Origin of the sequence: Escherichia sp. E14S1, assembly GCF_004211995.1 — a bacterium.
GTDB lineage: Bacteria > Pseudomonadota > Gammaproteobacteria > Enterobacterales > Enterobacteriaceae > Escherichia.
This window is the reverse complement of the sequence record NZ_RHJQ01000032.1, coordinates 61311-83414: the sequence shown is the minus strand read 5'-3', so window position 1 is coordinate 83414 and position 22104 is coordinate 61311. Positions and strand designations below refer to the sequence as shown.

Below are 22104 nucleotides of genomic sequence, written 5' to 3'. Positions count from 1 at the left end.
CGAGTTCTCTTAAACCAAGGTATTGGATAACAGCAAGGACACTTGTTTTAGCCAGGATATCGCGACCGACTGAAGTTAAATCAGTCTGGGCAACAGTATCTTTACCTGTAAAGTACGGCAATTTATTTGCGCCAGTTGCAAGCCCCGCAAGTGCGGTTAAAGTTGCGTCAAGGGGCTGTTTGCCTGCCAGCGCATTTGTCATTGTTGTCGCAAAGTTCGGGTCATTGCCAAGTGCTGCTGCAAGCTCATTCAGGGTATCAAGAGCTTCTGGTGATGAGCCGACCAATGCAGATATAGCAGCCCGTACGTAAGCAGTCGTAGCGATCTGAGTATTATTTGTTCCCTGTGCAGCGGTAGGCGCAGTAGGGATTCCCGTTAATGCAGGACTTGCCAAAGGTGCTTTAAGAGCCAGTGCTTTATTAATAGTTTCACTGAACTTCGGATCGTTGTTGATGGCGGACGCAATTTCTTTCAGTGTATCCAGAGTCCCTGGTGCGCCATTGATCAGCGCATTTATAGCCGCATAGACAAAGGCCGCATTTGCGATCTGTGTGTTGTTTGTACCAGGTTCTGGTGTAGGCGAAGTTGGCGTCCCTGTCAGATTCGGGCTGTCGATCGGGGCTTTTGTATCAACCAAATCATGGAGGGTTTTGACAGCCAGGGGAGTAGCCGCTTTTCTCTCTTCTGTACTGCTTATTTCATTAGAGAACTCAACGCCAACAGCACGATTGACGCGGTATTTAAGCACAATCATTTCTTTAGTCACGGCTGTAGCACCGCTAGGCACGACAACTCGACATAATTCAATTTGATTCTGCCCGATAGTGTTGTCCGTGCGAGCGTATATTCTGGCAGCACTGACAGAAGATGTGATATCTACCTGGGTAGTTTTTACACCATGTTCAAAATTAGCTTCCAGCACAATAATGTTCGTAGCCCCGGCCTTTACCGGAACAATCACATCTTCTATTTGTTGAACGGATATCTGAACATTATTTACATCTACTGAAGCAGCACCCTTACCATCTGAATTTTCAGAAGTAATACGGACACTCAATCCTGTGCCGGGAACTGGTTCAAATCCGCAGTAAAAACCTGGCAAAACAATATTTTTTAACTTCCTGTTAAGAGCCGAACTACTATACAGTTCGAAATATTGAACATCAGCAAGCAGTGGCTGCGTGACACGTGAAGATAGTGTCATTATGCTTTTCGTTTTATCAGCTCCCATAATCATCCCTCAACTTGCTCGATTGTCATGAGAATGCTGTAACGCTTACCTTTGTAGAGAGTATCCTGTTGGGTACAAAGCACGCCAAAAGCCTGATCTTCAGCATCAACAAGCACAAGCGTGTTAAAGTCATAGGGCGTGTTATCCGGCATTCTTTCTTGAGGGAAGGCAGCATTGATAGTGATAATTCCATCCACACTGGACAATATCAGATCGGAAGCAGCAAACTGTTGAGCGTCACTCAATTTAAAATCGAGTGGAATGTCAGCAATATTCCAGCCACCAGCACCATTTGCAGTTACCAGTCCAGATTTGCACCAATACGCCTTAGAGATAACGAAACGCGCACCTTTACCGATCGCTGATTCGGCACGGCGTGAATAGTAGTAGGAAAGCAATTGTGCCTTATACAGGCTATTGCCATCTCTTGCCTTTAAATTTTCTGCCATACGAACATAGCCCCTTCATAAGCAATGAACCGAAGGAGAGTATGCTCAGTTTGTGATTTCCGTTGTTCTTCCCCCGCACGCCCGGGGGAAGAATTATCAAACAGGCTGAAGGTGGTAATCTAAAGGCCAGGCATCTAGTGGGATTATATCAAGATGTAGTTGCTTTTCTGCCGTTCTGTTCGGAATAGCATCAAGCGAAATATTGTCTACCTGGCAGGAGTTATCACTACGGGATAGCATATCAGTCATACTATCAGTAACATAAACACCTTCAATTACCGAAACGTCCGTAGACAAGCAATTTAGTATTTCTGCCACTTCAGGGAATACAGCACTAAGCTGGAAGGACACTCCATCAAAAACAATATGCAGCGGTAACAAAGGCGCGATTACTGTTTCAAAATCTGCTAATAATTTCTGTACTGCCGTACCTTTATTATACTCGCCATATGAGCGATAGAGCTTATTCTGATCAACAACAACCAGCCCTCGTGATGTTAGAAAGAATTCTCCAAATTGGGCCTGCGCTGTAGGTATCTCAATTGCTGTAGCAAAATACGAACCATAGGGATGCTTTTCTAAATCTACGGGGGCGTAAAGAGGCTCCCATGTTACAGGGATTGTGCCGAATTCACGCCAGAACGTCTGCTCAATCGGGCGGAGAGTTCCTTTAAAATGCACTTCATCTAAACGTTGGGCCAGAAGCATTGGTCTACGGGTCTTATCTTTTTCGGTAATAACGAAAAAGCGCCCGTATTCCGCGATACGAGTATCCATATCTTCACTTGCCATCGTGAAGAATGATTTTCTGTTACTTATTCTGGTTAATATCGGTTCTACAGCTTCATCCCAGACGTCCTGTAAAGCGCCTATGAAGGCGCTCCAGAGCTTAGAATCCTGTTTTGCTTTAGTTAACCGCTCCTTAAACCAATTCTCTTTCATTTCAGCCTCATTACGGATAGGAAATACTGAAGGTAGATGAATTTACGTCAAGGTATATAAAGTCATTGAAGTAAACAGCATCCTTCATATTCTGTGTTGTAATATCGTAAGAGAGAAACATATCCAGTGATTCTATAACGCGCCAAATGTCTTTAACTTTTACCTGCGCATAGCATTGCTGGGAATCATCATCGCTCTGTAACAACAAACTAAATGAAGACGAATCACGACCAAAATTATCCTCTAACGCCTTTCTAATGGCGTTTTTAGCGTCATCTATCAGAACGTTTTTACGTGCAATGCCTGTGAAAGTTATAGTAAATGGCTGCTCATTTGTGTCCACATATTCGAACCGCTTGTTCAATTCGTTTGGCACATTCTCCAGGGCTTTAAGTATTTCTGACTTTAGTTGTTCCTGGCTTACGCCCGGCTTATGCCCACAAAAGAAAATCTTATTGATGTTGCGCACATCAAATCCGGTTATTTTTTCTTGTAACGCTTCCCCCCAAACGTTAAGCCATGACGTGCCGTGTACCACGTTCTGGATGAATTGACGATAATCACCTCCCCATACGACTTGTTCATCGTATGCAACATAATACTGTGCACGGTTTCGGGTTTCTTCTGTGGTTTCCATTCCACCGCCTCCGGTAATAATCGAATCGGTTTTAATTTCCAGTGACTCTACATATTGAGCAATATTTCCAGCAGGTTCTAACTTTTGTCCTTCAGCCAAAGTGTAGTCACCGAGACTTGCCATTACATCAATTCGCACCTGGCACCCAGCTGGCGGCATCATCCCCATAGAACCATCACCAAATTTGACGCCAAGTTGTTCCGTTGGCTTATATGCCAATACATAGTGTTTGCTCTTGTCTCTGGACATTCGAAATAATGGGTTGTAGGTCCATTTCTCTTCTGCACCATTAATAATCACAGTAACATCGAGGCTGGACACTTCTTTTGTCAGTTCCCTGGAAAGCAACAGCGTAAGAAAGGCGGTTTCTTTTTCAACATCAAATGTCACGCTCACGGCTTCATGCTGTTTGGTTTCAACACCGTGAACAGCTCCCCCGGCAGGAACAATAACACTGTTAATAATTGCAAGTGGCGTTTGGTCGCTGGCAAGCAACTCTGCTCCCGCAGGCAACGTTATATCCCGATCTGTTTTATTCGTTATCGAAATTGTGCCGTATGAAGCACTCACAAATCGCCCGACGTAACTGCGGTCTTCAGCTCCCGCTAAAATGCTTGCTCTCCGTGTGGCCGTTGAAATAAATCCCTCGGTCAGAGCGCGACTTGCAAATGTGCGCGCAATATAAATCACCTGCGCACCGAACACCGCCTGCATCTGTACAAACTGACTGTTTACAAAACGTGACCACCAGGGGTTTTCATTCAGCTTGGTATTAAATTTGTCGAGTAATTCGGTAATCGTCACGCACCCACCTCGCTTGATTTCTGCATAACAATATCCATGCTCCCCCCTTTCGCATAAAAACTGATTAATAAAGAATCTTCAGAAATGGATGTACAGCGAATCCCCTGCACATCTAAACCGGGCAGGTCTTGTCGTAGTTTTGTCATCATTCTCCCTTCGATAGCCACTTCAACTATGTGCGAAGTTTCAGAACCGAATGGTTCGTGCTTAAACTCTTCCATTGGGTTTCCCCATGACGGTAAGCCATAAACGCTCCCTTCGGGGGTTCGTAGCCACTCGTCAAGGCGGGCCATCCAGGTAGCGTTACTACCCTCTGCAATAATGACGCCACTCTCATTCGTTTGAAGTCTTGCGTCTATTTCGTAAAGCATCAGCATTAATCCTCAAGCAGAGCATCCAGCGACGGGTCATTAATGGTTGTGCTCGCACGTGGTCGCGGCTGTGGCTGCGATGTTTTGACAACCTTATCCGGATCGCCTTTCGTATTATTTTTGCTCACATTCAGAAGGTCGTTCAGGATAGAACAGACGTTATCCAATGCCTTCAACATAGCAGGATCGTTATTTGCAGTGTCAGTAGTTAATGGTTGCCTTATTCCGCTTCGAGCAAGATCGGTTACAGTGGGAAGCTGTGGCGGCATAGCAAGAAAAGGTTCCTGCACGGCTGACGCAGAGCCAAATATGGCATTATTTGCCTCAGTTGATATTCCCCTGATGCTATCAGCGGTTTGTTGAATGCCATTATTTAGCCAACCACCAGCACTTCTTGTAAGTGGGCTAATCGCCCTGGCGATTGTTGAATTCTGCCCTGTAGCCTGATAGACAAAATCATTCAATATGCCAGTGCCATCGATGCCGCCTACAAGTTGTGAAACGTTGTCACCAATTGCAGGTAATACAGCCGAACCAATGCGCTTCATGCCTGTTAATGACGAATCAAACAAAGAGCCAAGAAATCCCTTATCTTCGCCGTCTATTACCTTGTAGCCATTGTCATAGACCGGAATCCCTTTTGGGTTTACAGGTGTTTTTTTATTCTCTGTTGGCTGTGACGCGCCAGCGAGAAGATCGACTGAAGATATATCGCGTTCATGGGTTGGCCTTTTTTGTATAGCCTCTCTGATATCAGCTACCTGGGAGGCTTTTTTGAATCCAAAAGGTTTGCCTGTTAATCCGGATATTTTTTCAGTCAGAGCCTGGTCCATTCCCTTCGCTTTTTCGGAAAGCGAAGATACAGAACCTAATGAAGTAGCCGACGCAAAATCCTTCACCAAGTCCAGGTGTGTTCCAGCAAGGCTGGTAGCCGCGCCGCCAAACAAATTAGTTACGCCACTAATTCCGCTTTCATTTATGGCGATTAACCGCTCAGGCAAACTTGATGGCGTGCCGGTATTAACATCAGCGTTCTCTGGATTAATCGGTTGTGGTTGGTTGCCTGGTTTTAGTGGCTTTTTGGCTGCCTGGGCATGTTGTGCAACTTCAATTGGCTTAGGTGTTGCTGTTGGAACTGCATTCAATACAGATTTTGCCGGAGATGTTCCATCAGCATATTTCACCTTGCGACCAACGCTATATTGCGAATCACGAGCAATTAGCTGACCGCCATTCTCTTTCTGAATTTTATTAAGTCGCGCCAATGTTTCATCGGAGAAACGCCCTTCCCAACGACCAGTATTTGCGTTGAATGTCCCAAGAGCATTCTTTATGAACTCATTGTTAACCGCCGGGTTTCCGCCTTCTTTCGTTGCTATTGCACGAACTAATTGCGTCATAACCTCTGGGTTGCTGACATCTATTTTTTCATTAGGCGAGACGCCAAGATATTTACTGACGTTATCAATATATTGATTGGTATTGTTCTCATTTGGCGGCGCCCATTTGGAAATGATGCTTGATACCGTCTGTAACTTCTGGTGTCCCGCTGCGGCACTGGTGCCGTTGTAATAGCTTGACACCTGGTTTGCCAGCGCCCTGATCCCTTCTTCAGGCGTGTTAAATCGCGCAAAACGTTGCTCACCTTTTGCATTTGGCGCTTCCAGCGTCGCCCCTTCCTGATTAGCGAAAACAAGGTTGCCGAGATTATTATTCCGGTAATTGCGGTTTTTAGCGTTGCTGCCACCAATATTCAGATCCGCTGCAATGGTGTTGCTGGTAGGGGCATTAAATTCAGCCGGGGAAGTATACCCGTGCTCACCAACACCATCTTCACCATCACGCCCGCCTTGTAGCTGCTCACCTAAAGAATGAATCGCATCGACAGTCTTCTTGGTGCCATCCTCAACCGCTTTTTTTACTTGCTTCGTGTTTTCATCAGTGGATAAAAATTTATCCTTAAGGCTTCCAAAAGCAGATTTAGTGATATCTACTGCGCCATTAACACCACGAGCAATATCTCCGGTATCAAAATTCTGAAGTTTTTCACCTGCCCTTTCGAAGCCTAACGCAGAAATCCCTTTGCCTATCAGGTTGGTTGCGCCCGACACTAAGCCGCCCATATCAAGCACATTAGCTGTTGCGTAAGCGGATTTTTGCTGTGTGGATACTGCATCATCATCACTTAAGCCAAAGGCTGCCTTTTGCGCATCTGTATCAGTGTAACCATCTATTGCGTCATATCCCGCCATAGCCAGCGATCCGATGATCGGGATAGCTCTTGCAGCTGTAGATGCAGCTGATTTAACGCCTATTTTTGCAGCACTTTTGAGGGCTACGGATTCGGTTTTTTTCTTTGCAACAGTTTCACCTGTTTTAATTGTGGCCTCTTCGGCAACTACACCTACTGGCTTAACTGCCTTTGCAGTGTTTTTTGCCTCTTTACCAATACCCTTAGATACGTCGCTAGTGGTGCTGATGTCTTTGGCTTTACTAACCTTTGTTTTAACAGTCTTTGCAGCTCCGGCACCAGCTCCAGCGGCAGCGGTTCCGGCAGCGGCTTTTTCACCAACGGAAAGGGCTTTTTTCCCCAGATTGCGACCTTTCCTTTTCGATTTACGCCTTTTGTTTTTACTTGTCTGATCGCCAAAATTGATTTTATTTCTTCCGCCTTGTCGATTTCTCCAGAGATCACTTAAGCCGAACTTATTCCCAGAAGACACCGATTTGCGGAGTTTAACTACTTCGTCAGAGACATTTTCCAGACCATCAATTATTTTGTTGTCATTGGTCTGAAGGATTTTTGTTTGCTCTTCTACTGCCTGTGTGGATTTTGTCTCAACAGCATTATTAAACGCTTTTGCGGATGTTGCTTTTTGAGCATTCACCGCTGCCGGATAAGTGATTGCTGGCGATGTCACTTTTGAAGCTGAAGCCTCACCTTTCCCCTTTTCTACCCATTCTTTAAGAGATTCTGCTTTACCTGTGATCTCTTTAGTAATGTCGTACATGCCGCGAGCAGCCATCCACAACGGGCCACCAGCGCCGACACCTGCGGCATCTGTTAAGGACTCTTCACTGGAAGACCGATTGCCATCTACCCCCATAATGGAGCCTAATTTCCGGAGGAAGCCTTCTTGTAGTTTGGCGTCGGCCTTACGTGCGTTCTGCCATTCTTTTTTTCTGGCTATATCCTCGTTGTTTTTCTGGGATACAAAGCGTCCATTACTATCCCGAAGCGGTCCTTTTTGGCTTTGGGGGGATTGTGGTTCAAGAGGGGCAGAATTGGCGGCTACTGGTACAGAACCTTTCAACTTTTGGGCGGACTGGCGTGATGACGCAAAATGAACGCGCTCTGATGTGTTGGTTGCAACAATGAGTCGTTTTTCTCCGTTGTTGACCTGTGTCCTCCCTTTTTTCATCGGAAGGCGCTTTATATATGGGTTGGCCTGGGTATTCTTGGCATCATCAGAGGCATCGGGTTCGCTTGCTATGCGTCTACGGGATAGTCTTTGACTAACTTTACCCTGCCTTTCATTAAGTTGAGTTATAGACCCTCTACCAGAGAGAATGGCGTCTTTGATCTCAGCAAGAGCCTTGAGTTCGTTTGTGCTCGCCCCCTGAATAGCGTCAATTATTGCGATGCGGTCTTTATTCTCTTTCAAAATAACCTCTCTTTTGCCAGCGGCGATCAACGTTTATTCCCGGCTTGAGCTTTGTATTTTTCTTCCAGGGCTTTTGACATGTGGAGTGCTCGCCATTGCGGTAATTGTTCAACGTCACTAACAGGCTGATATCCATACAGAGTCAGGTTGTTAATAATGGTTAGCCATCCATTCAGATCTAATTGATGGGATAAACTCTCTATTGAGAAAGGGGACGTACAGCGTGGTAGTCACGTCTGCACCCTCCTTAGCGTTTTTGCAATGTTGCGGAGGCAGGATTAGGCGGCTTTTGCCTCTCTCAATAGACATTTTCAGGCCGTGGCGAAGGTCTTTTTGCATAAGCTGTATGCGAGCTACAAGCGGAGTAAACTCCGTTTCAAGCGCCATGCTTTCAATGATGTCGAAACGGCGGTTAGCTGCTTGAGTGAAGTCTTCCGGATCGTCGTCCAGTGCCGTGCATAAAGCGAGTTCTGCAATGCGCATACGGGCCACGCCTGCACTGTATTCAGGGCTTTTCATATCAGGAAGTGACGCACGCATACGTTCAAGGAGTTCCGCGCCTTTCCCGGTTAATGGTTTAAGTATCCAGTCAGTTGGTACACCGTTTACCGGTACGTTGGTTTTTACGTAAGGCGGTACAGTGAGTATCTCTACTGTTTGAGCCAGATCGCTCAGGTTTATATCAGCGTGATGCGTATTACCGCAGTGACTGCACTCATAGGAGTAGGTCATTACTGCATCGGGACGTGAATTAACAAATATCCACCAAAGGGCAGTTCTGCGATCCTGGACTGTCCAGTAAGCACTGTCGTTAATTTCGCCATCCTGCATAGAGTTCAGGTACTCTGTAGTAGTTGCTTCATCTTCTGCCGGGTTCAGGTCAGAATATTTCAGCGCATCCTTCACGGTGGGTGCGTGGAACTGAATTTCTGTCTCAGGGCGGGAAGGCAATGGGAATTTTGGAATGTTCAAGTATTCCTCCGATAAGCAGGTATCTGTTCATTTTCCAGAGGATAGGGAGTGTGTGATTTCGGAGGGGGATTGAGTGATGATTTTGTCAATCGTGTAGTGATTATTGAGGGTGATTTTTACACCTTAAGTGACGCTATTCACATATCCACAGAGTATTTTTATAAACCTTTTTCCATTTTTAATCATTTTTAGATCCTTTTTAGGCATCGCTGGAGCCAGTGGTGGCGCGGCCTGTAGAGGAGGAAGGTGTAAGATTTGCCCTCAACTAAGCGTGATCGGTGTAAGATTTGCCCTCAGAAGGTGTAAGATTTGCCCTCAAAAGGTGTAGTAATTACCCTCAAAGTGATGTAAAAATTGCCCTCACCATTTGAAGGATCACACAGGGTTATGAACAGAGCGGAATTAACGGCAAAAGCCGTCAGTCTTATTGAATCAGCGACACCAATTAGTCGTAGTCTGGCCCAGGCCAACGAGATCACAGAGGCGGCTTATCACCTGACGCGCGACCAAAAGCGATTGTTGTTTATTGTGGTGGGAAGACTTCGTTATGCTTCTAAGGATGGCGTTCTTGGTTCAGGTGCCTGTGAGTTAACGGTCAACGAATATGCAGAGATGTATAATTTGCCCTCTGCCGAAGCCAGCAAGGATATTCGTAAGGCCATCTCAGGACTTAGCGAGAAGAAAGTCACGATATATAACCCTGATGAATCGACTGAATCAGAAGACAGTTATGAGTCTTATCCTTGGATGATTAAGGATGCCTATTCACCACGGCGCGGGACTTACATTATTCATCTGAATCCATATCTCATGCCATTTTTTACTCTGCTTGATAAGAGATTCACAAGGCTGAATTTTACCGAAGTATCTCGCCTAACAAATCCTTATTCTATGCGGCTTTATGAGTCCTTATGCCAGTACAGAAAGGATGATGGAAGCGGTTTTGCCATACTGGGCGTCGAATGGATGCGGGAGCGTTACGGGCTGCCAAAAAGCTACCAGCGGTATGCTGAATTTAAGAGAAGTTTTTTAACGAAGGCTGTAGCAGAGATTGAAAAAAATACAAAAATGAAAATAGTCTTCTCAGAAGTGACGGAAGGCGGCAAAGTTTCCAGGATAAAATTTACCTATCAACAGTCTTAAGGGCAATTTTTACACCACTCTGTAGGTGTAGAATTTGCCCTCAACGATCGGCAATTGAGGGCAATTTTTACATCTAAATCGCATGTATCTTGTCGTTTATAGTTTAGGTTTTCATGTAACCTATTGATATACAATGATTATGTAAAAATCACCCTCAGTCTATATCGTGTGTGTCTGGCATTCTTATTGCTATTTTCCTTAATCGTTTGTTAGGTTAACTTATTGATTACATTGGAATGTGTAAAGAATGCCATCATTACAGATGGATTGATGATGTAAAAAATGCCCTCAAAATTGCGCATCCTTCCCTACCCGCTATCGTTGGGGGCGTGGTTGCTGACGGGAAATGATCATCCCGCCAGCACACATAATTAAAGCGTTTCAGAATTTGATCACTCCACTGATAGCCCCCTTTAACGCACTTGTGGCCATACCTGCTGCACCGTTGACCAAAGCAGAAACACCTGAGCCTGCGGATGTGTATTTCTGGAAAGTGATTGGGTATGACAAGAACTCTGACACCTGATCACGTGAACGTGTGATTTCCCCAAGTTGCGTAGGAAATACGCGCATTTCTTCTTCCAGTTCTTTTCCTCCGTCCTGAGTTACCCGGTAGAGACGGATTTTCATCAGATATTCAGGAGGAAGGTTTATTGTTCCGTCCGGATTTGTTACGCGAGAGCGACGCTCTTTGAACCAGTTCATGATCTTGCCGTCTTCGGTATCCCTTACGGTCATAGTGACAGGCCCGGCGCTAACGTAGGTTGGCTTACTGAACTCCACGCTGCCTATCACCTTGCTTTCTGTCTCAATGTTCCCACTGCTGTAGGTGATATCCTTCACGAACATATCGAAGCCGTTCAGACCATCCACTTCAACGGTCCACTGCCACCCCTGGGCGTAACGGATACGCATAGCGGTAGCAACAATATTTTTCCCGTAGGCAATATCGCTACTGTAATTCCCGCTTACCCCGCCGCCTGATATGGCTTTATCAAGAATGTCGCTAATGAGGTTGCTGGTGAATGATTTCGTGTTAAATGACAATGCGGTGGTCAACGTTCTACCAACGCTGCTGAAAATACTCACTCTGCGCCTCCAGCGTTAAAAAATGGTAGCCCCCGGAATAATGGCCCGGTTTGAGGACATTTTTTCCTCAATCTCCTGCACGCGGGCATATAGCGTGGCTTCATCGGGCAGATCGGAGTAGTCAAATTTCCCGTCGATGGACGCTCTACGCTGCCGGGCGACATTTCTGACATTGATAAGCGCCTCCAGATATTCCTCCAGCATTCCAATGATTGCAGGAGGCACTTGCCATTCATCCAGCTTTCTGTCGCGTAGATTAACCAGATAGAGCATCCGAAAAGGCCAGCGTTCTGAACCTGTTAGCTCTAATTCAATAAAGCCGGATAATTCATCCGAATAGACCAACAGGCCATTGTTGTCGGTAACATGAACCAGAGAGAGATAATCTTCTGGCAATGGAATTGCAGTACCACCAGCTTTTTCAAGTTTTAACGTTTTCACTACCCCTGCCCTGTCCTGATACGTGGTCAGAGCTTTGATCAGGAAGGCTTTCAGCGTTTCTTCTTCACGCACAAGCAGTGGATTAAATCGTGCCTTAACGCTTTCTAATAATTCGGTTGGTGTCATCGTGCCTACAACTCCAAAACAAAGATGTTCCCGCCACAAGGGCGGGAGCGGGGATTATTCTGCCCAGTTGTAAACAATACGCAGAGAAGGTTTAACAACAGCCGTTACGTCTTCGGAGGAGAAGTCCACGGCGTCGGAATACACTTTGCAGTGAGAATATGTGCGGATCAGACCTTTATGGTTACCGCTATTGGATTCAGCAGCTGCCTGTAATGTAATTTCCAGATATTCTTTGCCGTATACCATTTGTTTTACAGCAGCGAGAACTGCGCCCTCGATGGTTTCCGCACATGTGACCTGAAATTCACCAGAGTTGCGTAGTGGTCCGTGCTGGTTGAATTTCATGCCACCAGGAGCGTAATCTTCCACATCTTCGCGTGTCATTTCTGGTAACTGAGCAGTACGAACCAGCACAGACAAATGCTCATAACCTTTAATGGTCATCCAATATTCAGAGCCAATAAGTTTTTCGCCCGCAGCCAGGTTTTTATTAAACCGAGATTTCAGAAAGGCGATATCGGCTTTTGTATTTGCAAAACCGGACATAAATACTCCTACACAAAAACAGATGATATGTTGCTACGGTTAATCGAGGTATTTCCGCTGCATTGCAGGGTTACCGTGTTATGAGTGAAATAGCCTTCCGGTGTGCGCGGGGCGTCCAGCTGGTAACTTACGCTTTTGATAACAACGCCAGTCAGCAGGACGTTTCTGCCAATATTAATTGTGACTGTTTCAGGAATCCTTCCCATTGGCGCAACGTCATTTAACTCTGGAGAGGCCATTTTTAATAAGGTTGTAATTGCGTCATTAACTTCAATTTTCGCATTGGATGTTGCTAAGAAATCCAGCACTAGATTGAACTCTGGTGGTTGTTGCCCTTCCCAGATTAACGTGGAATTGAATCGGCTTTTGCTTGTACGGCCACTTAAAGTTTGTACTATGCCAGTCAATGATGAAGCTGCATCACTAATTGTTCCTAACAAACTTCCCATAGCTTTATCTTCAAATGGAGATTGCCATAGTGATGCTAATTCCGCAGACGAACCTTCTCCGATATAGCCAACCACCATATCTGTATTGGACTCGTTTATAATATAAACCTTTAAAAAAGGGCTTATGCCATCAGCTAAACTTGCCCCGCAATACACAGCTATTCCTCCCAGAAAGAGGCCACCTTTGCAGGCGGCCTGTGTCACTTACAAACCGCGTTTTTTGCGAATGCGCATTGATTTTTTGCGGTTGATATTTGCTACGGATGTGTGCGCTTTGCGGCGTGCTTTTTTCAGCGCCTGTTTTTGCAATGATGTCATGCGGCGAGGGCGCGGGCGCTTACGGATAATGGTAACCTTGCCATCACGGACCACTTTTTTACGTACCGCTTCCAGCATTGCGCTGTCACCACCAGCAACGGTGTAAATGGCAATAGCCGCTTCCATCATGTCGGCGTCGCTTTCGGAAAGCGCGTCATATACACGTTCGGCAGCAGAGTCATCTTCATCGTCGATCATCTCGGTTACGTCGTCCTGGTCTGCGCCAAGCGCAACAGCAGCATCTGCAAGGGCTGCAAGAGCATCGTTATAAGCATCGACTTGTTCATCGGTAAAATCGGTGTCTTCATCGATATCAGCCAGGCCAGCCATAGTGATTGCTAACGCATCAAATGAGTCAGCTTCCGGATCGCCATCCTCAATCCAGCCAGCAAGCATGGAAGCCGCCAGGCTGCGCATATCTCCTTGTGCGCGAGACTCAACCGCTTCCATCATCGCGGTTTCAATATCTTCTTTTGGCTTTGCTTGAGTGTTAGTTCCTTTCTGTTCGGCGCTTTCCAGCATGGCTTTATCATCATTTCCCAGCGTGGATTTATCACCGCTTTCAAAGCAGCCAGAACCAAAAATCGCACGCATAAAAGGATCAGCAGTATAATTTTTCATTTTCAAACCTCTCTCCCCCGCATTCCTGCGGGGGTAATAAATCAGCGCATCAGAATTGGTTTGCCGACAATTCGGCGAGCAGTTCCAGTTGGGCAGACAGACCAGGATACTTCCCACAGGTCGATGTCTTTTTGGACAACCTGGACAACATATGGATCTTCGCCTTGAGACTTGTCACGAGGCGTCACTAGCGCACCTGAGGCATAGAATCGATCAAGCAATTCAGTCATTGCTTTCATCAGCGTCGCTTGGGTAATGCCGTCAGGTTCATGCTTAATTGTCTGAGCAACTTCATAGAAATTGCGGGCAATAGCATTCATCAGAGACGAAACGTGCTGGAATCGCAGGTAGTTGTTTTTACTGAAAGTTGTTAAAGAGTCGTCGATGTAGACAGAACCATCAGCAGCAACAGAAACTGGATTAATGCGTGCAAGGACGAACGCTTCGCGATCAACGGCACCGATATTTGGTATTCGGGCAATATTCTGTCGATCAATCGTCGCGCGAGATACACCTGCCGGAGCGTAGTGCCAGCCACCAACATCAGAAACCAGCGCAACACCTTTCGCTTTTGCGACAAATGCGTCGCAACTGATGCCGTAAACAACATTCATACCAGTGAAGGTGTCTCGACAGGAGAATGGGAAGTAATAACGACTTGGTTGATGTGAGCCACCAAAACTATGGCTTTTGGCTTCTGAAATGGCATTTTCTGGCATCTGATTGCCATTCAGGTCGTAGAACATGTCTACGCGAACGTCTTCAGCCAGATTTTTGAGCGCGGCTAAGACGGAAGCGTCATAGCAGCCCAGTGACAGCAATGCGGTGTAATTAACCTCTGAAGCTTCGAGGACTTTTAATGCTTCCAGATAGTCTTCAGTGTCAATGGTGGACAGATCGCCATCAGTGCCGCCTTCAAAAGCCACATCCTCAAACATGAGTTGAGCAGCAGATGCTTCCGCATTATCTGCCAGGACGGCACCAATGCGAGTGGACTGGCTTTCAAGCAGTGTCGGAATCCATGCTGGTTGGCCCATGTCGTTAGTGCCTTCTGGATTGAAGGACACCTGGTGGCTTTCCAGCACCTCAACGGACCCATCGGTTTGTTTTTCTTTCAGCGTCAGCGTAAAGAGTTCGCTTTCTTCATCATCGCGAGTTAGTGATAACATGCGGTTTTGAGATGCATCACCATCTTTGATGAAGAATACGGCCATCCCATCATCAATCTGGGGTGTCTCTTTTGGAGTGAAGGTTACTGATTTCGTTGTTGCAGTTGAAGCAACGGCAACGCTCAATGTGTCACCTGGATTTACTGTGGTTTCAGTAGGTTCCACGGTAAGTGTTTTGTTCGCCTTAGCCGCTTTTGCTCTGCCCGCAACGGAAACAGAAATACCCGGCACCTTCATGTCTTTAGCGCAAACACGAACGACATAACCAGAGCCGCCTTTTACGGCACGTTCCACGTGGCGGTATGGTTCAAATGCCGATCCCTGGCGAGGGTGAATAGGTGAACCTAATACGCTTTGAAAAGTCGTATCGTCAACTTTCAGCACTTTACCCGGTGCGCCACGACGCGATATTACAAGTCCAGCAAAGACGGATGCGCCACCGCTGGTATTGGTGAGGGTAGCGTCAGCATTTACCGCCATTACAGCAACGCCAGCTGCCTGCCCTACCGAAAAACTAATCTTATTCATGCTGTGTTCTTATCCTCTAAAGCGAGAGAACGAGGCAAGGCTACCCACGGTTAATGGGTAGCCTCTGATCAGGATTCGCTTACCGTGAAGTTGTCGCCTACGGTTACTTCTTTCGTAGTCGGTTCAACACTGACGGCGCTTACGCTTTTAGGTGCCTCCCTAACAGTGACCGTGCACTGTGCGGTTTTATTGCCGTCATTAGTTTTGATTGTCAGCACTGCCTGCCCTGCCTTAAGAGCGGTACATGTAGTGCCATCAACCTGGACAATTTCAGGGTGATCGGACTCAACAGTGAAAGATTTGTCTGTTGCGTCAGATGGCGTGATAGTTACTTGAATGTTTGCCATTCTTTTCTCCTGAACGCCCCTTATTCAGGGGCGTGTTTTTGCCTTACTTCTGCTTTGTTTTTTTCTGTGCCTTTGAAGTGCTCGCGGCGATAGTTTCACCTTCATTTACGTCAACTGACGTAGGTGATACCGACACGTTCGCCACCATTACTTTTTTTCGTTGACCTTCCCGGTCAGCATGTCGATTGCACCTTCTTTGGCACGAGTCAGACGCAGGCGGGCGAAATAATTCTCACCGTTGCGCGGGTGGACTTCGTTGATAGCACTACCCCAGAGAGTGGTGCGGTTAACGAGAGATGGATTGGTTTCGTGCACATACGGGATTGCTGGGACCGCATCACCAGCGATCAGCCCGGCTTTACCGATGCCTTCACCGCGACCATAGAAATAAATGTCATCCAGACCTAAGTCATATCCCTGTGCCTGGAATTGCTCACATACAGGCTGCGGCACTTCGTAAATACGAATCGTGCCAAACAGGGTGCCGATGTACTGCACATACGGTGACTGAACGTAGCCCGGCGCGATTTGGAAGTGCTGTGGAGGCAGAGAACGCAGGAAGTTAGCTGCGTCACCACCTGCGAAGCCGCCGCGAATACCCGTGGTCAGGGTGCGGTTTGCCATTTCCTGAGACAGGGCGTTTACTGCGTGGCGCAGGAGGCCGACCCAGGACTCATAGTTTTGAGCTTCAGGCAGAGCCACATCAAATTCACGACCATAAACGGTATGGAATACCAGGGTGCGAAGACGCATGATGTCGGTTTCATGGGAGATCCAGTTGCGCATTGCAGAGAACTGAAGAGCTGCCAATTCAAGGCCGTGTTCGCGGCTTAAATCGGAAGCGGACATTACTGTGTGTTCGGAAGCAATTACGTACTGAGATGGGCGAACTTCATACTTGCGCATAGCCTGGTTGATTACCGGAATCAGGCTTGGATTGCGCTCGATGTTAATTTCGACCTGAACAGCAATTTCAGTCCCTTCTGCTGGCGCTTGAGTGAAGGTAATGTCGATGACGCCAGTGTCATAAGCGACTTTTGCGGTGGCGGAGAAAGCATTGCCTTTGCTGTCTTTATCATTGAAATAAAGGTTGCCATCGCCGTCGTCAACCTTGGACGGTTTGCGGTTGATCAGCAGTTTGTTATAACCAGCGCGCAGCGGGCAGGATTGGCCCTCAAAATTTTGGATGTCGAACTGGAAAGTTTTGGTGCTGCCATCACCTTTAGTGGAAAGGGTATACAGGCGTTTCATTTGAGAATAAACACCTGCGGACTGCATATTCAGTTCGTCACCTTGCTTGAAGGTGCCGAATTTTGTGCCTGCTACGTTGACCAGTTCATAGATATTTGACTCGTCACGTTCACAAGGAACAAAAGTACAGGCATCACTGGTAGCAGCACCCAGCGATGCAGGCAGAATCAGAGCTGCATACTGAGCTACTTTCATTACACCATCAGAGCTGCGCATCGATTGAGCGACAGACTCAAACATTGCCCTGCCAGTACCTTCATGCTTATCGCTGGCACATTCAGTCATCAGGCGCTCAAGTGCCATGTGTGCGTTTGCCAGGATGTCGCTTGCCGGGTAGTGACCATGCTGGCGCTTGTACTCATGCAGAGACATAGCCCACCCACCAGCGATCTGACGTGCAACCTCTGGATTTACGCCTTCAAACATAGCCTCCTTCTGGATAGCTTTGTCCAGGTTCTCCATCATCACTGCCTGATCAGCAATCATATTGCCCGCAGCATCGGTGGTCGGATCGACGGTCATAGCCATGACGCTTGCCGCCCGATTCATAATATCGCGCTCGCGATCACGAGCTGGCTGAATGTTTTTATTCACGGTTAAGCCCTAAATTCGGGCGCGGCGTGAAGGTTCTTTTGACGCGCTAACAATACCAACTTTGTGATTTAGTCAATAGCATTAGTAAAATAAAATCTATTAACACGCACGTTGTTATGTGGTTTAATTTTAATTTTCTAACATAAATCATTACGGTTATGGCGTATCGGATCTTTGTTTCGTATAAAAATGGCGCGAAAAGCCACTCCCTGAACACAACGAGCCGCTTTCTTGTTGAGGCGCAACTGGCATCAATTCTTGCTGAAAGTGAGATACTCTCCCTCGCTGAACGAATCGTCATCCAGTTTTCTGGTAGAGATATTCTTAATGTTCCCGCCCTCACCCCGGCCTCCGAAGTTATGGAATCAATTAAATGGCCTGTATGCGGATGTCCCGCGAGAGTTGAAGAGCCGGTAACAGCTACGCTCTATATGCCGAAAGCTGTGAGAGACTGGCTTGCTATGATTGGCAATGGGAAAGTCAGTGCTGGACTGCGAAAGTTAATTGAAATGGCTGATATCCCAGAGTTAAAAAACGCATGGCGACAGTGAACAGGCAGGAAAAAATGAGTCACGCAAATCCATCAAAATCACAATATCGCTTAATGCTGGCAATCGCGTCAGCGATACCAACCAGCCTGAATCCCCCTGCTGGTTATCCCGCTGTTGTTGATGATTGTTTTCAGTATTATGGCGAAGACATCCTGGGCCAATCGAAGGCGCTAAAACAGTTATGTAAAGCAGGGATTCTTCACTGCATAGGTGAGCCGGATGATTTTGTTGTCATGCTGGCAGATCGTGACTCGTTTTTGTTGTCCTGGAAAGCTGGCGCACGCGAGGCCCGCCTGGGGAATGGTATTGGCTATATAGACTATAGCGATTGCCCGCTGGCATTTGCTGGTGGATATATGCATTGGCATGAGCGAAATAGAGGCCGTCAGCGTCAGTATCGTTTGAGTGACTTTAACGTCTGCCACGGTTTCGAAGAAGCTGACAGCCAGGATATCTGGCTTCAGGAGCCGTGATCCCCCTTCCCTTCCCAAATCTCCCTATTCCTTTGGTTATTCAGTGCGTTTCGTTGGTTGCATTCATCGATCGTGCTGAATAACTGTTCTGTGTATGTTGGATACTTGTTTAACAGCACTGGCGTGTCCTCTGGCACTAAACAAGGGGAGTAATCAATCAGATTTGCCTGCGGCTTGCTGGTGGCTTCTACGGTAATTTTCACTGGCACGCTGGTTGATGGCTTTTGCCCGTTCCCGCTGCATCCTGATAACGTCATCAGGCACACGCACATCGTTAATCCCAGCACGGCGTAACGCAGTTTCAAGACGAGTGATTTCATTCTGGCTTTCCTCCCGTTGTTTGATCAGTTTGGTATTCAGTTCTGCTGTTTTTCGCTGGTACTCCTTTTCCAGAGCTTTGACTCTTTCGTTTTCGGCCTGCATGGCAGAGCGAGCGTTCTCACTTAACTGTAATGCGGTAGAAAGCGTGTTGTTTGTGCTTTCCAGTAGTGATTTTGAGTCTTCAAGCGACCGGACATACCTGATGTGTTCGATAACTGCCGTCGTTGTTCGGTAAATTCCAGAAATGGCTAAAAGCGCAATTACAATCAAAATTATCTTTTTCAAAACCATCCTCTTCAGGTTCACTTTTGGTGTTAAACATGTACCAATTTACATCCGTTTATGTGCCTAAGTGGTGCTGCTATGGTTCCTTTTTGGTGCTCTTTTGGAGCGCATCGATAACGCCTTGTGGCATGATTAAACTGATTGCCGGACTCATTACTGCATCGCCCAGTAGAGAACCTGTTAAGGTGATGGCTACAGCGTTCTCTAGCCCCTTGGCGGCCTGAGTTGTTGACGTTTTAATGCGGTCAGCAAGGGCTACGACACTCTCACTTGCTGAATTAATCCCGGAGAGTGAAACTTCAGCTACTGTTACAGCTTCCCGTAAATCATCAATTTCATCCTGAGTAATGTCCGGAGCCTGAGCTGCCCCACCACCAGCCTGTCCACCATCACTATCACCCCCAGCACTCCCGGCAGCTTCAATTTTTGCGTTTATGGCGTTCATGGCGGTATTCAGATCGTCAAGTTTCAGCGCCGCCAATGCGTCCGTTAGTGATTGCGGTATGGAAACATTCCCCATCCCCTCAACCAGGGCGAACGCTGGCGTGGGGATCAGTTCATTACCTTTTGCGTGGCACTCCCAGCCAATCTTCATCTGTAACAGCTCTGATGGCGTCGTGTATGGGGAAAGAGAGTCAGCCAGGGCTGATGATGCCTTGCTTGCCTCATTGAGTTGTTCGGAAAATCCAAGCAATTGAGTCGTCCAGGCAGACACTGAATCAGGATAGGTTTTATCAGGATGAACCATTTCCTGTATGTCGCTTGCGAGTGACGAAGCTTTTGAAGAAGCCGCCCGGCTTATGGATATTGATTCCGGTGTGGAGGCACCAGCGCCGGACAGAATTTGGAAGGCTTTAACTTCACCTATTGAATCAAGCATTATGCGACCTGAAAAATATCCTCGCCGTTGGCGATAACAGAACCACAAGAAAGCGGATCGCCTACGCAGACGACTCCCTTTCCACCTATTGAATACCATGCCCGCGTCGATACAGCCGATCCCGGATGTGTGCTGTTACCGTCTGTATGGCTGGGGAACATGGCACCATCCACAACAACTGGCTTACCGTTGACGGTGAACCAGGGAACGGTTTCAGCAACCAGCCGCGGCGGGAATCCTCCGTGACCGGAACAAAGTGTGTCGCTGGTGGCTATTGCGCTCATTCTTCATCTCCTGGTTATTCGCCTATTGTCATCACTTTGTTATTTCGTCACTCAAAGAGAGAGTGAAATCACGAAATATTTAAAATTCTCGTTTTATTCTCGAATTGTTCTCACCTTTGCATCAAACCCAGAAAGTGGTTAAAGATATTCTCAAAATAATCTCAATAACGACTCTCTTTCATCTCGAATTGTGTGGATTTTCGATTCCTTCTCTTTTAAAATCATGATTTGATTCTCAAATGTGTCTCAGAAGTGGAGCAAGAAGATGCGCATTTTTATCGACGATGGTTCAACAAATATCAAAATGCTGTGGGAACACGACGGGGAAACTCGCACGCACATCAGTCCTAACAGCTTTAAGCGCGGCTGGTCCGCAACATTTGGTGCTGGCAAGCCGTTTAACTATGTCATTGACGACGAAAAGTATTCGTATGATTTGATCTCGCCAGATGTTCTGCCGACGAATAACGTGGAATGGCAATACAGCCCGCTTAACGTCCTGGCTGTTCACCATGCTTTGCTGACCAGTGGCATTGAGCCGCAGGAAGTAGAAATCGTGGTCACGCTGCCTCTGGCGGAGTTTTACGACGACGACGCGCAATACAATCTCGATAACATCGAGCGCAAAAAAGCCAGCCTTATGCGCCCCGTCACGCTGAATAAAGGCAATGTGTTCACGATTAAGAAAGTTACGGTACGCCCGGAGTCTATTCCGGCAGGAATTGGCCTGTGCGACAATCTGAACCCTGCCCACTCTGTTCTTATCGTCGATTTGGGTGGAACTACCCTTGATGTTTCAATGGTCGCCGGGCAAATGACGGCAGTTTCCCGTGTTTTTGGCGATTCGAATCTTGGCGTCTCTCTGGTTACCAGGGAAGTAAGGCAAGCACTTGCCAGAGCCAATACCGAAACGTCAAATTACAATGTCGATCAGCTCATTATTAACCGCCACGATGAAGATTATCTGAACGACAATATCAATGACCCATCAGCTATTGGTGATGTGAAAAAGGCCATTGCTGCAAGTATTGACCGTCTGCGTACCCGCGTTCTTGATGTGATTGGCGACTTTAAAGGATATACGCATGTCATGGTGATCGGTGGCGGCGCACCACTGGTGGCTGATGCAATTCGCGAGCAAGTTAATATTCGCGATGACCGTTTCTTCGTGGCGGATGACCCGCAACTTGCTCTTGTTCATGGCCTGAAAGCAATCGGTTAACGAGGTATGTCCATGTCTCAGGAACGTAAGAAAGTGATGATTTATCTTCGCCCAGAGGCTTATGCCAATGAAAAGGCGGCGAGCGAGAAGATAAAAAAACATAGCGATATGGCAAGAACTGCATTGTTGGCAGGGCTTGCGCTGGGAGAAGTCGATAGCAGGCTTCCAGGATTACTGGCTTCCCTGCTAACCGAAGACAATAACCCGGATCTGATCCGAAAAATGCTGGCGTCCTTCCTGGAACTACCTGCTGCGGTTGAAGAGCGACCTGCCTCCATTGAGCCAGTGAAGGAGCAAGTTGTTGCCAAAAGCGCGTCGGCGCGCAATCTGGCTGACTCTCTACCTGATTGACGGTTCATACACTATCTTAAGGCTGCAAATTGCAGCCTTTTTTG

Annotated in this window: 23 protein-coding genes; 5 read left to right on the top strand and 18 right to left on the bottom strand. The window is 47.0% G+C overall.

Annotated features, from left to right (window positions below):
- The 7 genes from D9734_RS22360 to D9734_RS22330 form a co-directional block, all read right to left on the bottom strand.
- On the bottom strand, positions 1 to 1231 hold a 1231-nt coding region (locus D9734_RS22360), incomplete at its 3' end, for a tail fiber protein (protein ID WP_205712831.1).
- Between the two features lie 2 nt (positions 1232 to 1233).
- On the bottom strand, positions 1234 to 1680 hold the full coding sequence (locus D9734_RS23425) for a phage tail protein (protein WP_172955691.1): 447 nt from the start codon (positions 1678 to 1680) through the stop codon (positions 1234 to 1236).
- Positions 1681 to 1776: 96 nt separating this feature from the next.
- The gene (locus D9734_RS22350) at positions 1777 to 2622 is read right to left on the bottom strand and encodes a phage tail protein (protein ID WP_130210665.1); all 846 of its coding nucleotides are present in this window, start codon (positions 2620 to 2622) and stop codon (positions 1777 to 1779) included.
- A 10-nt stretch (positions 2623 to 2632) separates the two neighbouring features.
- A complete protein-coding gene (locus D9734_RS22345; protein WP_130210663.1) occupies positions 2633 to 4063 on the bottom strand; it encodes a baseplate protein in 1431 nt (476 codons plus the stop codon).
- The gene (locus D9734_RS22340) at positions 4060 to 4434 is read right to left on the bottom strand and encodes a hypothetical protein (protein ID WP_130210661.1); all 375 of its coding nucleotides are present in this window, start codon (positions 4432 to 4434) and stop codon (positions 4060 to 4062) included. The genes D9734_RS22345 and D9734_RS22340 overlap by 4 nt, the downstream gene beginning before the upstream one ends.
- A gap of 5 nt (positions 4435 to 4439) precedes the next feature.
- A complete protein-coding gene (locus tag D9734_RS22335) occupies positions 4440 to 8129 on the bottom strand; it encodes a transglycosylase (RefSeq protein WP_240780564.1) in 3690 nt (1229 codons plus the stop codon).
- Positions 8130 to 8249: 120 nt separating this feature from the next.
- Positions 8250 to 9071 (bottom strand): hypothetical protein, encoded by an 822-nt coding sequence (locus tag D9734_RS22330; RefSeq protein ID WP_130210659.1) that lies wholly within the window; start codon positions 9069 to 9071, stop codon positions 8250 to 8252.
- Between the two features lie 387 nt (positions 9072 to 9458).
- Here D9734_RS22330 and D9734_RS22325 point away from each other — a divergent pair, with 387 nt between their 5' ends.
- Positions 9459 to 10214 carry a RepB family plasmid replication initiator protein gene (locus D9734_RS22325; RefSeq protein WP_130210657.1) on the top strand — a complete coding sequence of 252 codons (756 nt, stop codon included), beginning with the start codon at positions 9459 to 9461 and terminating at the stop codon, positions 10212 to 10214.
- Positions 10215 to 10595: 381 nt separating this feature from the next.
- Here D9734_RS22325 and D9734_RS22320 read toward each other — a convergent pair whose 3' ends face one another.
- The 8 genes from D9734_RS22320 to D9734_RS22285 all read right to left on the bottom strand — a co-directional run bounded on the left by D9734_RS22320 (position 10596) and on the right by D9734_RS22285 (position 17693).
- Positions 10596 to 11303 carry a phage tail protein gene (locus D9734_RS22320; RefSeq protein WP_130210655.1) on the bottom strand — a complete coding sequence of 236 codons (708 nt, stop codon included), beginning with the start codon at positions 11301 to 11303 and terminating at the stop codon, positions 10596 to 10598.
- A 15-nt stretch (positions 11304 to 11318) separates the two neighbouring features.
- Positions 11319 to 11870, bottom strand: coding sequence for a hypothetical protein (locus D9734_RS22315; RefSeq protein WP_032220996.1), 552 nt, complete (start codon positions 11868 to 11870; stop codon positions 11319 to 11321).
- A gap of 54 nt (positions 11871 to 11924) precedes the next feature.
- The gene (locus D9734_RS22310) at positions 11925 to 12416 is read right to left on the bottom strand and encodes a baseplate protein (RefSeq protein ID WP_130210653.1); all 492 of its coding nucleotides are present in this window, start codon (positions 12414 to 12416) and stop codon (positions 11925 to 11927) included.
- A gap of 8 nt (positions 12417 to 12424) precedes the next feature.
- Entirely contained in the window at positions 12425 to 13069 is a 645-nt protein-coding gene (locus tag D9734_RS22305; RefSeq protein WP_240780563.1) for a hypothetical protein, read from the bottom strand.
- Positions 13070 to 13804 carry a hypothetical protein gene (locus D9734_RS22300; protein WP_130210651.1) on the bottom strand — a complete coding sequence of 245 codons (735 nt, stop codon included), beginning with the start codon at positions 13802 to 13804 and terminating at the stop codon, positions 13070 to 13072.
- 41 nt (positions 13805 to 13845) lie between these two features.
- A complete protein-coding gene (locus D9734_RS22295; protein WP_130210649.1) occupies positions 13846 to 15501 on the bottom strand; it encodes a phage tail protein in 1656 nt (551 codons plus the stop codon).
- A 68-nt stretch (positions 15502 to 15569) separates the two neighbouring features.
- A complete protein-coding gene (locus tag D9734_RS22290) occupies positions 15570 to 15848 on the bottom strand; it encodes an Ig-like domain-containing protein (protein ID WP_001396841.1) in 279 nt (92 codons plus the stop codon).
- Between the two features lie 147 nt (positions 15849 to 15995).
- Positions 15996 to 17693, bottom strand: a complete 1698-nt coding sequence (locus D9734_RS22285) for a capsid protein (RefSeq protein WP_130210647.1) — start codon at positions 17691 to 17693, stop codon at positions 15996 to 15998.
- A 158-nt stretch (positions 17694 to 17851) separates the two neighbouring features.
- Between D9734_RS22285 and D9734_RS22280 the strand changes: the two genes are divergently transcribed.
- Positions 17852 to 18244 carry a hypothetical protein gene (locus tag D9734_RS22280; protein ID WP_130210645.1) on the top strand — a complete coding sequence of 131 codons (393 nt, stop codon included), beginning with the start codon at positions 17852 to 17854 and terminating at the stop codon, positions 18242 to 18244.
- Positions 18245 to 18258: 14 nt separating this feature from the next.
- Positions 18259 to 18717, top strand: coding sequence for a hypothetical protein (locus D9734_RS22275; RefSeq protein WP_130210643.1), 459 nt, complete (start codon positions 18259 to 18261; stop codon positions 18715 to 18717).
- A gap of 153 nt (positions 18718 to 18870) precedes the next feature.
- On the opposite strand, the gene D9734_RS22270 is transcribed toward D9734_RS22275, so the two are convergent.
- The 3 genes from D9734_RS22270 to D9734_RS22260 form a co-directional block, all read right to left on the bottom strand.
- On the bottom strand, positions 18871 to 19329 hold the full coding sequence (locus D9734_RS22270) for a hypothetical protein (protein ID WP_130210641.1): 459 nt from the start codon (positions 19327 to 19329) through the stop codon (positions 18871 to 18873).
- 70 nt (positions 19330 to 19399) lie between these two features.
- Complete coding sequence (locus D9734_RS22265) at positions 19400 to 20203, bottom strand: hypothetical protein (protein ID WP_130210639.1); 804 nt, start codon at positions 20201 to 20203, stop codon at positions 19400 to 19402.
- Complete coding sequence (locus D9734_RS22260) at positions 20203 to 20487, bottom strand: PAAR domain-containing protein (protein WP_130210637.1); 285 nt, start codon at positions 20485 to 20487, stop codon at positions 20203 to 20205. The genes D9734_RS22265 and D9734_RS22260 overlap by 1 nt, the downstream gene beginning before the upstream one ends.
- Positions 20488 to 20752: 265 nt before the next feature.
- Between D9734_RS22260 and parM the strand changes: the two genes are divergently transcribed.
- Together parM and D9734_RS22250 are read left to right on the top strand one after the other, a co-directional pair.
- The gene (parM, locus tag D9734_RS22255) at positions 20753 to 21709 is read left to right on the top strand and encodes a plasmid segregation protein ParM domain-containing protein (RefSeq protein WP_001217888.1); all 957 of its coding nucleotides are present in this window, start codon (positions 20753 to 20755) and stop codon (positions 21707 to 21709) included.
- A 12-nt stretch (positions 21710 to 21721) separates the two neighbouring features.
- Positions 21722 to 22060 (top strand): plasmid partitioning/stability family protein, encoded by a 339-nt coding sequence (locus D9734_RS22250; RefSeq protein ID WP_130210635.1) that lies wholly within the window; start codon positions 21722 to 21724, stop codon positions 22058 to 22060.
- Positions 22061 to 22104 lie beyond the last annotated feature (44 nt).